10 protein-coding genes and 2 other annotated features are annotated in these 16,464 nt (G+C 35.5%); of the genes, 1 reads left to right on the top strand and 9 read right to left on the bottom strand.

All coding sequences use genetic code 11. From position 1 onward, the window contains the following. The first annotated feature begins 6 nt into the window (after positions 1–6). Positions 7–486, top strand: a complete 480-nt coding sequence (locus tag PQF83_RS05340; protein WP_001167903.1) for a hypothetical protein — start codon at positions 7–9, stop codon at positions 484–486. 107 nt (positions 487–593) lie between these two features. Here the strand turns inward: PQF83_RS05340 and PQF83_RS05335 are convergent, their stop codons facing one another. The 9 genes from PQF83_RS05335 to PQF83_RS05295 form a co-directional block, all read right to left on the bottom strand. Beyond that, a complete protein-coding gene (locus PQF83_RS05335; RefSeq protein WP_000482291.1) occupies positions 594–2,105 on the bottom strand; it encodes a M36 family metallopeptidase in 1,512 nt (503 codons plus the stop codon). A gap of 331 nt (positions 2,106–2,436) precedes the next feature. Then, positions 2,437–5,538 carry an isoleucine--tRNA ligase gene (gene ileS, locus PQF83_RS05330; RefSeq protein WP_000754927.1) on the bottom strand — a complete coding sequence of 1,034 codons (3,102 nt, stop codon included), beginning with the start codon at positions 5,536–5,538 and terminating at the stop codon, positions 2,437–2,439. Positions 5,539–5,592: 54 nt separating this feature from the next. Continuing rightward, positions 5,593–5,832, bottom strand: a binding site (T-box leader). Between the two features lie 99 nt (positions 5,833–5,931). Further along, positions 5,932–10,134: a bacteriocin-processing peptidase family protein gene (locus tag PQF83_RS05325; protein ID WP_000883802.1), complete on the bottom strand. Its 4,203-nt coding sequence runs from the start codon at positions 10,132–10,134 to the stop codon at positions 5,932–5,934. 379 nt (positions 10,135–10,513) lie between these two features. Beyond that, entirely contained in the window at positions 10,514–11,392 is an 879-nt protein-coding gene (locus tag PQF83_RS05320) for a class I SAM-dependent methyltransferase (protein ID WP_000451272.1), read from the bottom strand. 175 nt (positions 11,393–11,567) lie between these two features. Further along, positions 11,568–13,256 carry an arginine--tRNA ligase gene (gene argS, locus PQF83_RS05315; RefSeq protein WP_000384855.1) on the bottom strand — a complete coding sequence of 563 codons (1,689 nt, stop codon included), beginning with the start codon at positions 13,254–13,256 and terminating at the stop codon, positions 11,568–11,570. A 45-nt stretch (positions 13,257–13,301) separates the two neighbouring features. After that, positions 13,302–13,516, bottom strand: a binding site (T-box leader). Between the two features lie 40 nt (positions 13,517–13,556). After that, positions 13,557–14,333 carry a class I SAM-dependent methyltransferase gene (locus PQF83_RS05310; protein WP_000637441.1) on the bottom strand — a complete coding sequence of 259 codons (777 nt, stop codon included), beginning with the start codon at positions 14,331–14,333 and terminating at the stop codon, positions 13,557–13,559. A 49-nt stretch (positions 14,334–14,382) separates the two neighbouring features. Beyond that, a complete protein-coding gene (locus tag PQF83_RS05305) occupies positions 14,383–14,817 on the bottom strand; it encodes a BrxA/BrxB family bacilliredoxin (RefSeq protein ID WP_000063713.1) in 435 nt (144 codons plus the stop codon). Between the two features lie 83 nt (positions 14,818–14,900). Beyond that, positions 14,901–15,284: a thiol-disulfide oxidoreductase DCC family protein gene (locus PQF83_RS05300; RefSeq protein WP_000634897.1), complete on the bottom strand. Its 384-nt coding sequence runs from the start codon at positions 15,282–15,284 to the stop codon at positions 14,901–14,903. Positions 15,285–15,287: 3 nt separating this feature from the next. Next, positions 15,288–16,415, bottom strand: a complete 1,128-nt coding sequence (locus PQF83_RS05295) for a conserved virulence factor C family protein (protein ID WP_000692572.1) — start codon at positions 16,413–16,415, stop codon at positions 15,288–15,290. Between the last annotated feature and the right edge of the window lie 49 nt (positions 16,416–16,464).

Below are 16,464 nucleotides of genomic sequence, written 5' to 3'. Positions count from 1 at the left end.
GTGTATATGCAAAAAGCGATTAGTTTCTTTCTCCTATTGTTTTGCCTAATTGTAGTAAACGAAACGTACGCCTATTCACCAAAATCTTTACCTATCTCTCAAAACTCTGATCAATGGCAAGTGAATATTGCTGAACCGAAAAAAGTAAACAAAAAAAAGATTCAAGCTAAAAAAGATGAATTCCAAACTTATCAATTTTCAGTAAAAAATGTTGGAAACAGTGAAGTATATAACGTACAAGTCGAAGTATTCCGCAACGAACCAAAAACAAAAACGAAATATGAACTCTTTTCTCTCAAGGAAAGTCGTTTAGCAAGTGGAAAAACTGGATTTGAACACGCTAATTTACCTGTTGCTACAAAAGCAGATGAAGTTGATGTTATTATTACATGGCAAGAACACCCATTCCGATCGATGCGAAATGGTCAAAAAGTTGAATCTAGAAAATTTAAAGAGCATTTTGTTTTTAAAGAAGCTAAAAGGTAAATGGGATACGGATATATTCACACTATCATTCATATAGCTTACTTTACTAGTACCAGTTCTTAAGCAAATTAAAAAGTCGTGGCTTATACATGCCACGACTTTTTATATTAATTCGTACTAATTCCTCTCGCTGCCCAAATACGATCGATATCCGCAGCATGTTGTCCGCCATATAAAAGAGCATCCGCTTGCTTAATCGCTTTCGCTCCATCACTGAATTTAGAGTTTGGTGTTAACGACCAGTGCGATTGTAAAATAATTTTCGTTGCAACATCACGGCCAAATGCTTGCGCCATCTCATATTGTCCTTGAGCCCAAATTTCTCCATCATCATGTACTTCATTCGTAATATCTTTCGGATACACTTTATTATTATCTAATCGGCGTAAGCACGTTGGATCTGAACTAGAATAAGCAGTCGCATCCCATTCTCCAACACATGCTTTTCCGTAGCCTGTTGTCGATACTGCATCTTCATACGTAGCACCTAAGAAATCACCAAATCCTTCTCCCATCGCTCCACCTTCTGCAGAACTACCGAAGCCAGGAACTTGGTTATCTTGAATTGAATGTCCATATTCATGTGCGATAATACCTGCATCTTCTGCATCATCTACTCCGCCAGTACCAAAGGTTAAAGCTTTCGTTGTCGGAGAATAAAATGAGTTGTCCGCCGTTGTTCCATTCACATTCACTTTAATAGAGCGATTATTAATATTTTTAAAACCTAGACTTTGAATGTAACGTTGTAAAGTATCAATATGATAATACGACATCACATCTTCAAAGCTATCATTTGCACGTGTATAGTTAAATTGTAAGTTTGTAGATTTCGTTTTTGCTTTTGAGGAAATCGTTACATACTCTCCAATTAAAAATCCTGTCCCATCTAAACCTTTTAACGTAACAGTCTTTAATTGGTTCGTTAATGCTGTTGAATCTGCATCATTGTTATCTTTTAAACCTACTTTACTACCGCTAGATACGACTGGGTTAGGTAAAAATACTTTTCCTGATCCTTCTGCTTTACGGTTTATATCAACCTTTTTAATTAACTTTCCATTTTCTGCATCAACAAATGTTTCCCATGCACCAAATGGATTATTAGAATGGACTACAACTTTATATACTGGACGAGCAATTCCTTCTTCAACAATATATCCAAATTCTTTCTCTGTAGGAGCCCATAAGTTTTGTTCACTTACTTCTCCAACATACGCCATTGATTTTTGTATTGCATCTTTTTCACTAATTTTTGTTGTAACTTCCTTCACACCTTTAACAGATTGATAATCAGAAACAGCAAGTACTCCTTTTCCCTCACCGTTAAGAGTAACTGTAATTTGTTTTGAAAATACAGGCGCACCATTCACAACTTGTTGGAACCTAACATATGAAGCTACTGACGTTTCTGTTGTAGAAATATATTGCAAGTCTGAAAGGTCTGCTTTTAATCCATACTGCGCAGCATTTTCTTTTAAATATTCTGTTGCTTTTTTCTGAGGCGAATAAGCTTCTAGCTTTACTTGCTGTTGTTTTTCCAATGCCGAAACTGTAGTAATCGTCCCCATTACTAACGGCACAGTCATTGCCATTGCCACCATTTTTTTATTAAACATAGAACCACTCCCCCTAATAAAGTAGCTCAACCTTATCCCATTACCACTAGGCAATCATTCCCCATAAAATGGGGGGAATAAAAATTGAATCTACGAGTAATTCTCTATGAACAATTCTATTACCTTTCCATTTAGGGGGAGTGAAATTTTCTCAATATTTATGTGTAAAGCGAAAACAATACTGTAGAAATAAATTTTAACAGCATTTTAATTAGCGTGTTATGGAGAAAGAATTTTTCTAGAGGTCCTATCGAATGTATTATGCAGAAAATAGCCGGATAAATTTCCATCATACAAAAAGGAAGTTGGAATCATTCCAACTTCCTTTTCTTTAATTAACTGAGCTTAATTTAATGCGGACTTTTGTCTCACCTAAAGAAATTTCATCGTCTTTATTCGTTAAGTGACCAAATGTAAATTGTTTAACGAGTAAGTTTTCTTCCAACAACTCTTTATGATTCGTTAACGTTTGCTGTAGTTCTTCCTCTGTATCAAGAATTACATCTACTCGTAAATTAACAGGTAAATTCAACTGCTTACGATATTCTTGAACGGCGCGAATGAATTCACGTGCTACCCCTTCTTGTAGCAATTCTTCCGTTACATTCGTATCTAACATTACTGTATATTGTCCGTTAGTTGTATTAGAGAATCCAGATTTCGCAACTTTCTCTACTAATACATCTTCAGTCGTTACAACTATTTCTTCTCCTGATGCTACTTCGTAAACTGCTCTTTCTGTAGAGACAAAGTTTTGTACCTCGTCTTGTGATAATTGTTTTAGCCAGCCATTTACTGCATTCACATTTTTACCGAACTTCGGCCCAGCCGTTTTAAAATTCAGCTTTAATTGATAAGATGTGTATTTCGTTTCATCGAGTTCAACATGGAACGCCTTCACATTTAACTCATCCATAACGATATCACGGTAAGATTCCCAATCCATATCATTTTCATTATGCTCAAGTAATACAAGTTCCGCTAACGGCTGTTTTACTTTTAAAGAATGTTGATTACGATTACTTCTTCCAAGTTCAACAACTTGTAAAACTGCATCCATTTCCGCTTCTAATTTCGGCTGAAGTAGTGATTCATTTACAACTGGATAATCCTCTAAATGAACGCTACTTCCAGTTAAATTCAAATGAATATCTTCAGCGACAAACGGTGTAAATGGTGCAATTAGTTTACTAATTGTTACAAGCACTTCATGAAGTGTCTCATACGCAGCTGCTTTTTCAGCATTCATACCAGATTCCCAGAAACGATTACGTGATCGTCTTACGTACCAGTTACTTACTTCATCTACAAGCGTCGCGATTTCACGAGCTGCATTCGTAAATTGATAATCATCAAGTGCAGTTCTCACTTTTTTCGTTGTGCTATGCAATCTTGATAATACCCATTCATCCAATTTCGTCCGCTTTACGTCATACGTTTCGTTCGGATTATACTCATCTAAATTTGCATATAAAACGTAGAAGCTATACACATTGACTAATGTATCTACAAATTTAGATTTTGCTTCTAATACTGTTCTTTCAGAAAAACGCTTCGCATTCCACGGAGCACTGTCAACGAGTAAAGCCCATCTTAAAGCATCAGCACCAAACTTCTCTACTAAATCAACTGGATCTAGTGCATTCCCTTTACTTTTAGACATTTTCTGTCCTTCCTCGTCTAGAACATGCCCTAGTGATAGCACTCGTTTATACGGTACTTTTCCAGTATATAGTGCTGATACAGCTAATAAACTATAAAACCAGCCGCGTGTTTGATCAATTCCTTCTGCAATTACATCTGCTGGAAACTGTTCTTCAAATAACTCTTTATTTTCAAACGGATAATGATATTGCGCAAATGGCATCGAACCACTATCAAACCAAACATCAATTACTTCTGGTGTGCGATTCATTGTACTTCCGCATTTTTCGCAGCAAACTTGCACTTCATCTACATACGGCTTATGCAATTCTAAGTCTTCAGGTGTCTCTTTCATACTATGCTTTCTTAAATCAGCAATGCTTTTCGGTGCGAATTGATGATCGCAACTTTCACATTCCCATACGTTTAATGGTGTTCCCCAATATCTATTTCGGCTAATATTCCAGTCCACCATGTTTTCTAAAAACTTACCAAATCGTCCATGTTTCATATGATCTGGATACCAAGTAACAGTATCGTTGTTTTGTAAAAATGTATCTTTAATTGCAGTCGTTCGGATTAACCAACTTTCACCTGCATAATAAAGAAGTGGTGAATCACAGCGCCAACAATGTGGGTAACTATGCTCATACTTTTCTTTATGATAAAGTAAATCTTCCTTCGCTAAATAACGAACGATATCTACGTCACAATCTTTTACAAATTTACCTTTCAAAAATGGTACTGCTTCTGTATATTCACCTTTCTCATCTACAACATGTAAGAATGACAACCCTTCACTTTGAACGACTCTATAATCGTCCTCTCCATATGCTGGAGCAATATGAACGAGTCCTGTACCACTATCTGCCGTTACAAAATCTGCTCCGATAACGCGGTACCCATTTGTAACTTCTTTCATCGGAAACGGTGCTGTATAAGAAGTATTTAATAATTCTTCTCCTTTATGAACAGATAATACTTCATAGTTTTCTTTTAATACATCTCGTACACGTTCTTTCGCAACAATGTATACATGACCTTCTTGTTTCGCTTTCACGTATTCCATATTTGGATGTACAGCGAGTGCAACATTTGCTGGAAGTGTCCAAGGTGTTGTCGTCCAACCTAGGAAGTATTCATTGTCACTATCTTTCACTTTAAACTTAACTGTTGCACTTAAATCTTTTACTGTTTTATACCCTTGGGCAACCTCATGTGAACTTAGTGAAGTTTGACAACTTGGGCAATATGGTGAAACTCTATGCCCTTTATACAATAATCCTTTTTCATGAATCGTCCCTAAAATATGCCATACACTTTCGATATATGGATTCTCTAACGTAACGTATGGATCATCCATATCTACCCAATAACCGATACTTTCAGTGAATTCACGCCACTGCTTCTCATATGTGAATACACTCTCTTTACACTTCTTAATAAATGGTTCAATTCCATACTCTTCGATTTCATGTTTACCAGAAATACCAAGTTGTTTCTCAACACCTAATTCTACAGGTAAACCGTGTGTATCCCATCCCGCTTTTCTTAATACTTTATAACCAGACATCGTTTTATATCTTGCTACTACATCTTTAATTGTTCGTCCAAGTGCATGACCTACATGTGGTAGTCCGTTCGCCGTTGGTGGTCCTTCATAAAACACAAAAGATTGTGCGCCTTCTCGATTCTGAATTGATTGTTCGAAAATGCTCTGCTCGTTCCACTGTTTACGAATACGTGTTTCTCTCCCTACAGCTGACTCTTTTACATCTACTTTCTTCATCTACAATCACTCCTTTTGAATGTTTTAAAGCACACAAAAAACCCGTCCCTATAAAATAGGGACGGGTTTACCCGCGATACCACCCTAATTCTATTAGCTCTTCACTAATAGCACTTAGCAACGTACTATCATACGTGTTCTTTGTAACGGTAGACATCCGTCCGAGCTTACTCATTTTCAGCCTCGGCTCCTCGGAGATGATTTTCAAATAACGTCTGCACACCGGCTTTCAGCAACATACCGGCTCTCTGGGGAACAGTACACTATTTTACTCTTTCTCGTCTTCAGATTTGTATACTTTGTTAAAAGCTATTTTATGCCATTTGGTAATCAATTGTCAACTAATTCGAAATATATATTTAATTATGCCCTTTTTTCACTATTCTTATACAATTACTTTTCAAATTCTCGCAGTGCTGCTAAATTTTCATCATCCTCGATAAGTTCAGCGAAAAATCCCGACTCATCCTCACGAAGTACAATTTCAAGCTCTTCCTTCGCCTCTTCATTCCTGTTTAACTGTGCTAAATAACAAGCACGATCATATCTTGCTAACAAATCACTCGCATCCATTGTTACTACTTCATTTGTTATTTTTTCTGCCTTTATCGTTTGGCCAGCACCATGATATGAAGATGCTAAAGAAAGAAGAATTGCTGTTTCATTCGGATGATGGATAGAAGCATTTTCTAATACGTGAATTGCCTCTTCAAACCTCTCTTGACTTTGATATATTTCTCCTAAAGCAAGAAATGCTCTACTTACAAATGGTGTTTGCTCCGTTAATTGTAAAGTAATCTTTTCTGCTTTTCTTTCTTCTCCTGCTTTAAAGAATACTTGTGCCTGAAGAAGAAGAGTATCGTAATCATCTGGTAACTCTCGAACCATTTGCTTCGTTAATTCCATAGCATCTCTTAACATACCTTCTTCCTCGCACTCAACGAAAAGATTTACAAGTTGCTTCGCTACTTCATAATCCCATTTATTTTCTAGTGACGTGTGCAGAATCTCTATTGCTTCTCTATTCATCTCTACATTCTCATAAAATAGCGCAAATCGCTGCGCTGCCATACTATTTTTTGGATTTAACTGTAACGAAATTTCATATAAATCAATGATTGTAGTAATAATCGAAATTTCTTTCGCACGGTTTTTCATACGATAAAGAGCTCTCGTAAATATGGATTTCTTCGGCTGTTCATTTTGTTGACGTTCAATCCATCTTTCTGTAACTGCAGATGCAGCGTACATAAACGCCATACTTCTTTCTGCCTTTTTGACTTTTAATATGTGAAGAAAATCTCGTATGTTAGACCATTTCTTATGTTGTTCTATCGCTTTTACATATACATCAAATATACGTTCATTATTTACATCTTTTTGTATAACCTTCATTGCAATTTCAATTGCTTTTGCATTTCTATTTTTCACTAATACTTTTGCATAATGATATAAAACTTCTGTATGCTCACTATCTAATCGTAGTGCCTCTTCAATCTGTGCTTGTTCTTTATCTATTTCATCCATCGCTCCATACACATATGCAATCGCATCTAATCGCCATATTTCAGGCACTTCGTCCACTAATTGTTCTAGTTCAGTCAGCAACTCTTTCTGAAGATTCATTTCTACTGAAAGCTGCGCCAAATATTCCATATTAATATGCAGCGGCTCTTCTTTCATCGCCTGAACCATATGACTTTGTTCTTTAGAACGATTTTCTTCTTTTTCATATATTTCCGCAAGCTGTAAATGTACACCGACGAAATTCCCATCAAGCTCTAAACATGTTTCATATGCCTGTTTTGCTTCCGTCAATTGTCCTAATGCCATAAGTGTTTCACCAATTCGGTAATACGGTAATGCCGTTTCCTTTTTTTCTATCGCCCTTTTATATCTTTTCATCGCTTGGCCATACTGTCCGATAGATTCATATAAAATACCTGTATAACAACCATATTCACTTACTTCATTTCTTTCTTTTTGTAACGTTCTTAAGAATGCTATACCTCGCTGCACAAATACCGTTCCTTTAATTCGATTCACATATTCATCTAACGCGCTTGCTACATTATATTCGCTCTGCTTTATACCACTCTCTAACTTAGACAATGCTACTTTAAACCCTTCTTCACTTCCACCAAGTTCAACTTCAGCATCCCATAAAACCATTCCCGCATTCATAAGAAAATCTTGGCTCTTTTCAATTTGTTTTTCAATACCGAGAATATATTCTTTTGCTTCCTTATATTGTTCTCTTGCCATATAAACTTGCGTAAGTCCGAAGTGAGAATAAACATCATCATGATTTTCTTCTAAAGCACGAGTATACAACGATTCTGCTTCTTCCAGGCTATCATTTTGAAAATGATAGTCACCCAGTTTTACATATAGAGGTGCCTTATCATCACAATTCTCAATACCTTTTAATAAAATTTCTTTCGTACTTTCCTCATCCTTCAAATCAGATTCGTATATTTCCGAAAGTTTCGTATAAATGTAAGGTGCATTACTATCCAAATGAATCGCTACTTTAAGCCCTTTTATCGCTAAATGTAATTTCCCTAAATGATGCGCACATCTCGCTCGCTCATACCATACATGTGCCTCATTTTTATACTCTCTTAACAGGTCGTTAAAGATTTCATACGCTTCTTCATATCTTTCTAAATCTATTAATATTAACCCGTGATTCGTTAAAGTAAATCTTTCTGGACTACGTTCTAAAGCAACTTGAGAAAACTGCAATGCCTTATCAGATTGATCGATATACATATAGGATAACGCAAGGAAACTCCAAGCAATCGGCTGATCTGCGTCTAATTGTAATGAGGAACGAAAACTTGAAATCGCTTCTAAATAACTTTCCTGCTCAAAAGCATACCTTCCGTTTATGAAATGATATAAGGCACGACTATTTTTCTTCTCAACACTCGCAAGCATGTGCCCAGATTTTTCTAACTCTTCCAGGCGAATAAAGCACTGTGCACCATGTAATTTAACAAAATCTGAGTTAGGAAATTTCTCCATTAACTTTTCTATACAATATAAAATAAATTCTTTATCTACTTCAACATCTAAATGCTTAACCGTATATAACCACGTATTCGGATTATCACTCGTCCCTTTTAAAAACTGTACTAAGTCATGAATCCCCTCTTTATCTTGTTCATCCAAATGATCTGTTAAAGAAAAAATAGATTTAAAATAATGATGTTCTTCTTCATTTAAAAATGATAGTAGTTCCTTCTTTTCTTGCGGAACAAACGTAATTGCTAAACAACCTGTATAACGATATTTTTCTTGTAACTTACTATATTCCACAATAACTGGCTCTATAAAGTTCGGATCTTGAACATAAAAGGCCTGCAATGTATCATCATATCCAGCTAGTACTTGTACATGTGAAGCATGCTCAATATCTATACTTAATAAAACAGGAATTCCTTCATCAATCAGTCTCTTATAATTCTCTTCATTACCTTTAAAATAACGATATTCATAACCTAATTCTTCTAAATAAGAAACAGTATCTGAAAACTTCGATCCTGTCATATCAAAAATAAACTCTGCTATTTCATCTTGTGTACGTTTTTCTCCCCATAACTGCAACATCATTTCTAAACTTGTCGGCACACAATAATTATCCTTTTGTACAATGGGAACGATCGGCAGGTGAACCTTTTTTCCATCTGGATTTTTTTCTAAATTATGATATAAAGACCCTTTTAAACTTTTTTCTTCTTTTAATAACTGTTGTAAATCTACAAGTTTATTCATTTTGTACAGTGCTTCTGCTCGTAAATGTACGAAATAAGCTTTATACGCATGATAAGGAAGCTGTTTATTTATGTTATCTATTACTGATAACATATCTTCGTACTTCCCTAAATCTAATACATATTTTATCTTTTCAAAATGAAAATATGGTACTTGTGGGAACTTTACAATTGCATCATTAATTAGCTGCAATGCACGTTTTTGTTCTCCTTTATTCGCATATAACTGTGATAATAAATAGGTAGATAACTCTTCACAATCTTTATGCTGCATACCAGCTATAAATTGTTCTTCTGCTTTCTCCCATTCACCTGTATGCATATAGACGTATCCCCATTTATCAAACACGGCACGTTCACTGTACTCCTCTGCTTTTTGCATATAGATTAGCGCTTCTTCATTTCGTTTCATTTCCAACAAACATCGTACTAAAGTAAAATATGTTTTCGCTAAAAGATCAACTTCAATTTCTTCTTTATTTACCTCTTCTAATGAGTCTTTTAACAACTGTTCTGCTTCAAGGATTTTCCGCTCATCAATTAACTCATCACAATATAAAGAGAGCGTTCTCATATTTGGGAATTTTTTATAGGCGTAGCGAATGAGGAATGAACTGTATTGGTGCATAAGCCCTTCATCAGTAAGACGTATTAATATATCAAACTCCTTATGTGAAGGAATATTAGCAAGCCAATTCTTTACATAAGATAAAGTATTCTTTTCTTTTATATATGAAATTTCATTATTTATTTCCTGTAATCCATCTATAAATCTCTTGTCTTTCAAACAAGCATCTAACTGCTTAAAATCTAGCATGTATTCACCTCGAATATTTATTTATACTGCTACTTGCTTAGATTTTACACATCATATTGTAGGTATTCAACTAAAATCTCCTATAATGGATAGTATTATTTAATATTATTCGAATTTATAACAAAATATAGTAAAAATGATTGTTTTTCTCTGTATTTTGTTTGATTATATGGAATAACGTAACATGTGGATCTTATTTTTATATAGCTGAAATCATTACATGAAATTATATCGGCGATAATTCAAATATATCAGCGATTCTTTCATTTTATCGGCGATTTTCAAAATATATCGACCGATTCTTAAAATATATCAGCGATTATATGTCGAATATCGACTTATCGACATTCAGCGACATGTTTCATCGTATTACTACCTATTAACATACTATTTCACCAAATGTAATTTTCATATTCGGAGCGTACACTAATGAAGAATGTATATGAAATGCTTTAAAAAATCGTAGTTCAGCTTCATATTGAGCTAGCGCATCATCATATGTTAATCCTCTGTCTATTAAATGTCCTATAAATTGCTGTTTATCACCTGGATTCCCCGCAATCCCCTCTTCCTTTAATGAATGATACAACTTCGCTTTACCATGATGGTGCATATTAGAATCTAAAAAGTTCACTTTATCACTTACTCTACATTCAATATTTTCCACGCCTAATTCACTTAAATATATCGGTATTTTCATACCAATATTTCCATCTTTTCCGCTTCTCTGTGTGTCACTTTCAAATAACTTCTGCAAAGTGCCTAACCTAATAAATTCCGATTGATTCTCCCCATCTAAAAAATATGAAGACATATTTGATATCCAATGTGGTTCAAAACAGATTATTTTTCCGCCCTTTTTAACTGAATGTATCATTTTTTGTAGCATTGTTTCTGGAGTAGTCATATGTAATAAGAAAGCATGACAGATTGCTATATCGTATTTATCGTTCAGTTCCATTTCTGTAGCATCTCCTTCAAGAAATTCTGAATCATACGGAAGTAAACGAAACAACTCTCTCGCTTCCGCTATTAATGTTCCCCCGCTATCAATGCCTGTATACTTTGATCCTTTTGGAAGTAATGGCATTAATATTAAGCCTAAATAACCATTTCCACAACCGTAATCAACGATATGTACTGGCTTAGTGATTCTCCAAACTGTATTTACTAAAAAACTTACATAATCGTCATTGTAATATAGATCTCTCGTATTCTTTAAATACGCTAGTTTACTGTTCCAATCGTACGTTTCCAAGTTTAACGCCTCCTTTTATATACACCTATTACAATTCTCCATTTAATAAAAACATTCCTATGCTTTAAACAATCCTTCAAATATAGTTTTGATAATGTGAAAATACTGCTTACACCGTTCCTATACAAAATAAAAAAGGCATACATATCTGTAATGATATATACACCTTTTTATGTTACATCTCCTCAGGTGCCTCCACCCCAAGTAAACGTAATCCCTCTTTTAATACAACCGTCACAGCATACACTAATGCCAGTCTACTGTCTTTCTCTTCACTCTCTTCTAATATACGCACATTTCCATAATATTTATTAAACGATTGTGCCACATCTAATACGTATTTCGAAATAACCGATGGCTCATTTTTGTTACATGCTCCTTCAATTACTTCTGGGAATTTGTTTAGTAATTTTACGATATTCCAACTATAATCGTCTTTTAAGGTAAACGTACACGTTTCAAATTCTACGCTTTCTTTTCTTAAAATAGAGCAAGCACGTGCATGTGTGTATTGTACATATGGGCCTGTTTCCCCTTCAAATTTCAGCATATTTTCTAATGAGAATTCAATATTATGCATACGCTCATTTTTTAAATCGTGGAAGATAACTGCGCCTACACCGACTTGCTTTGCTACTTCTTCTTTCTGTTTTAAATTCGGATTTTTCTCTTCAATATTTTGTTTTGCAAGTTCGATTGCTTCCTCAAGTACTTCTTCGAGTAAAATAACTCTTCCTTTACGTGTCGACATTTTCTTACCATCTTTTAAAATGAACCCAAACGGTACATGTTCCATGCCGTCAACCCAAGTGTAGCCCAACTTTTTTAATACAGTGAAAAATTGATTGAAGTGTAAACTTTGTTCCGGGCCAACTACGTATAACGCTTTATCAAAACCAAATGTGTTTTGACGATATAGTGCTGCTGTTAAGTCACGCGTTGCATAAATCGTCGCACCATCTGATTTTCTAATTAAGCAAGGTGGCATTCCCTCTTCTTCTAAATTAACGACTAATGCGCCTTCTGACTCTTCAAGTAAATCATGTTCCTCTAAAATCCCAATAAAGTCTTCCATTAAATTATTATAAAAAGCTTCTCCTTGAAAATTAGTAAATTCCACACCGAGAAGTTCATAAATACGAGAAAATTCTTTTAAGGATTCGTGGCGGAACCAATTCCAAAGCTCAACAGCTTCTTCATCACCTTCTTCTAATTTCTTAAACCAAGCGCGTCCTTCTTCTTCTAATTCTTCGTCGTCTTTTACCTCTTCATGAAATTGAACATATAACTTAAATAATTCACGTATTGGATCCTCTTTCACTACTGCTTCATTTCCCCATTTTTTATAAGCTGTAATTAACTTTCCAAACTGTGTTCCCCAGTCTCCAATATAATTAATTCCTACAACTTCATAGCCACATTTTTCAGCGATATGTTTCAATGAATTTCCTATCATTGTAGAGCGTAAATGCCCCATTGAAAATGGCTTTGCGATATTAGGAGAGGAATAATCGATAACGACCGTTTTTTCATATCCAAAATGATTGTGACCGTACTCTTCTTTCTCCGCTAAAATCGTTTTTAATACTGTATCACTTACCGTTTCACGATTAAAAAAGACATTTACGTAAGGACCAACAGCCTCTACTTTCGCAAAAAACGGATCACTTAATTTCTGTGCAACTTCCTTTGCAATAATAGCCGGTGCTTTTTTATATTGCTTCGCTAATGAAAAGCATGGGAACGCTGCATCTCCGAATTCATCTTGTTTCGGTGTTTCAATTAAATCTAAAATTTGCTGTTGCGTTAATTCATTCGTAAAAATATTAGATAAACTTTCTGCAAACTGCTTTTTATAATCCATGCTACAACCTCCTTCATTTTTAAAATACAAAAAACTCGTCTCTAAAAAAGAGACGAGTTTGAACCCGTGGTACCACCCTTGTTGTTCATTACGAACCACTTTCCCGTTTATAACGAGGACAGGGGGCCTCGGCTTACTCTACTATTCGTTCAAGAAGCATCTCCGAAGTGCGCTTCATCTTTTTCTTCCGCACTAGGCTCACACCATCCCTAGCTCGCTTTCCTTCTAAAAAAGACTACTCTCTTCATCACAGACAGTATATTTAATTAATTATTGCTTATTATACATCTTTTCAAACAATTAGCAAGGGTCAATTACACCAAAGTGAAACTTAGCACTTTTTCTTTTGTATACGTGAAAATTGTGTTTTTCAAATCTAGAACTACGGAAATGATCTTTTAATACAACACGCTTTCTCGCCACTCGCTTCGCCTCCGCAATTGTTTCATCAGTAATATCATGATACAAAGCGAAATGTTTTAATCCTTTAATTCCGTCAGATTCTATGACAGTTTCTTCAAACATCGGATCGAGATAAACGATGTCATAGCTATTATCTTCACATTGTTTTAAAAATGCGAAGTGCTCCGTTTGCTTTACATCAATTCGTTGCATTGCTTCATCAATTTCAGAAACAGATGAAGACCATGTTTTCAAACCATTTTCCATAATATAAGCCATATACTCATTGCCTTCAAGTCCTGTTACTTTTCCGCTTTCACCAACAATATAACTAGCTACAATACTATCTGATGCCATCCCGAGCGTACAATCTAACACTGTCATTCCTCTCTCTAATTGCGTGGCTTGTACAAACGGATCGTGTTCTCCGCGCATTAACCTTTTCACACGAAACATCGCTGAGTTCGGATGAAAGAAAAACGATTCTTCCGTACCTTTTGGATAAATAGCTAATCGGTTCTTCCCTACGACAAGTACATCTTGTTCATACTGTTCATGCAGCTTATGTACTGGTATGTCATTACGTTTAACGAAAGAAGCATTTAATTCTGCTGCTACCCTATTTGCATAAGCTGTCATTTCTTTGTTCGTTCTTCCTGCTGTTGTTACTATCATTTTTTCACCTCTATATAAAGAAAAGAGGGAGATTTACTCTCCCCCTTCTTTAGCAATTCTTTTCGAAAGCTTGTTCTAAATTCGTAATAATTTCGTCCATAGTTGCACCTTCAATTTCATGACGGTGAATGAAGTGAACAACTTCTTTTCCTTTTAACAATGCCATAGATGGTGAAGACGGAGGAATTTCTCCGAAGTATTCACGCATTTTTGCAGTAGCATCTTTATCTTGACCTGCGAATACAGTTACAAGATGATCAGGTTGTTTTTCAGCACGAACAACCGCTTGACCTGCTGATGGACGTGCTAAACCAGCTGCACAACCACAAACAGAGTTTACAACTACTAAAGTTGTACCTGTTACGTTTTCCATAAATTCTGTTACAGCTTCTTCTGTAGTTAACTCTTCAAACCCAGAACGCACTAACTCTTGGCGCATTGGGATTACCATTTGGCGCATGTATTCTTCATAAGCATTTGACATCTTGTAATCTCTCCTTCAACTTTCATTCCAAATTCATCATATCACGCTCTATTAATAGGTGCAAAAGAAAGATAACGATGATTTCATTTTTTTGTAGGGATTTCACAAATCCCTTCGCGGCAATGTCCAACTGGGACAAGTTTTCTATTGTTAGCGATATAATCGTATACTTTACTTCCAAAACCAAGTACGATAGATAGCTTTATAAAAGGTACGGCAAACCAATAAGATGGAACGACCTTTGCTAATACATATATGCTATGAATGCCGTCATACCACTTATTATTTTTTAAAATATACAATCTTTGTTCCATCTTACTTTGTAGTTCTTGAGAAAGTTCATACTTCTCAACTACATCTTCATCTCGAAATGAAAAAAATTTCACCTTACCCTTTTTATCTAATTTTTTCGTACGTTCTGCAACCGCCGTACACATCGGACACCAACTATCATAGAAAACAATCATACATTATTCCCCTTTACGAGACTCCGTCATTTGTTTCCATACAGAACCTTTTGCTTCTTCTCCGCCTTCAATACGCTCTAACGCTAGACGTGCTTGCATTGCTACTTCAAACTCTGGATCATCTTGCGCTGCTTTTAATGCTGGAATCGCACTTTCGTCTCCTAGTTCAAATAAGAACATCGCTGCACGCCATCGTACTAATTTACTTGGATCTTTCAGAGATTTAATCATAACAAACATCGCTGCTGGGTCACCTACGTCTGATAAGCAATCACCTGCTGTACGACGAACACTTACAGAGCGATCTAATAAGGCTTTATATAATAACGGTAATACTTCATCACCTTTTACCATACCTAAATATGCTGTTGCTAAACGGCGAATCGAAACTTTTTCATCATCTAACGCCATCTTCAACACTGGAATATCTTCTTCAGTAGGATCCATTTGTTCTAAAGCTGCAAAACGTTTTTTCCAGTCAGCATCTTTCATCATCTCTTCTGTTACTTTATATGGCTCACGCTTTTGAATCGTTACTTCAACAGCACCTGCCTGATTTAATAATTCTTTAACCGTTTCATTTACACGTTCTTCCGGATAAGCAGCAACAATCTCTTCTACTACTTCTTTCCCGATTTCTTCAAAATTACCGTAACGTGTACTTTGTTCCACCCATTTACGTTCTTTTACAACGTTTGGTGCAGACATTTGCACTTTCATAATTGATTCTTTAAAACGGTCAGGTAAACCAACACGTTCTTCCGTCGTTCCATCTGTTAACTTTACTTGCATTGGAATTGTAAAGAACATTTGAACAAACACTTTCACTTCCCCAAAATGAGCAAGTTGTTGTTCTTCACTTTCTTCCACTACTTCTTCGCCAAAAACAGCACGAACTTGTTGTAATAACACTTTCCAGTCATACTTTGCATTTCGCTCCACTGCTAAAAAGTCAGCTACATGATATACACCTTTAATGCCTTCAATTTTCAAAATTTCTTGCACTTGCATTGGCGCTTGTTCTTTATTTTCATTTGTATAATTATTACGTGCTCCTGATGGTAATACTTCATTCAAAATAACTTTCATTGTATTTGGACTTGGCGTCGGTTCAATTGCTTTAATCTTCACGTAAATAACTCTCCTTTATTGCATGTTCTTAGCTGTATTGTAACATGTT

This window comes from Bacillus sp. FF-1, from assembly GCF_028548245.1.
Taxonomy (GTDB): domain Bacteria; phylum Bacillota; class Bacilli; order Bacillales; family Bacillaceae_G; genus Bacillus_A; species Bacillus_A paranthracis.
Note: the sequence above shows the minus strand (reverse complement) of the source record. Positions and strands in the feature narration are given on the sequence as shown.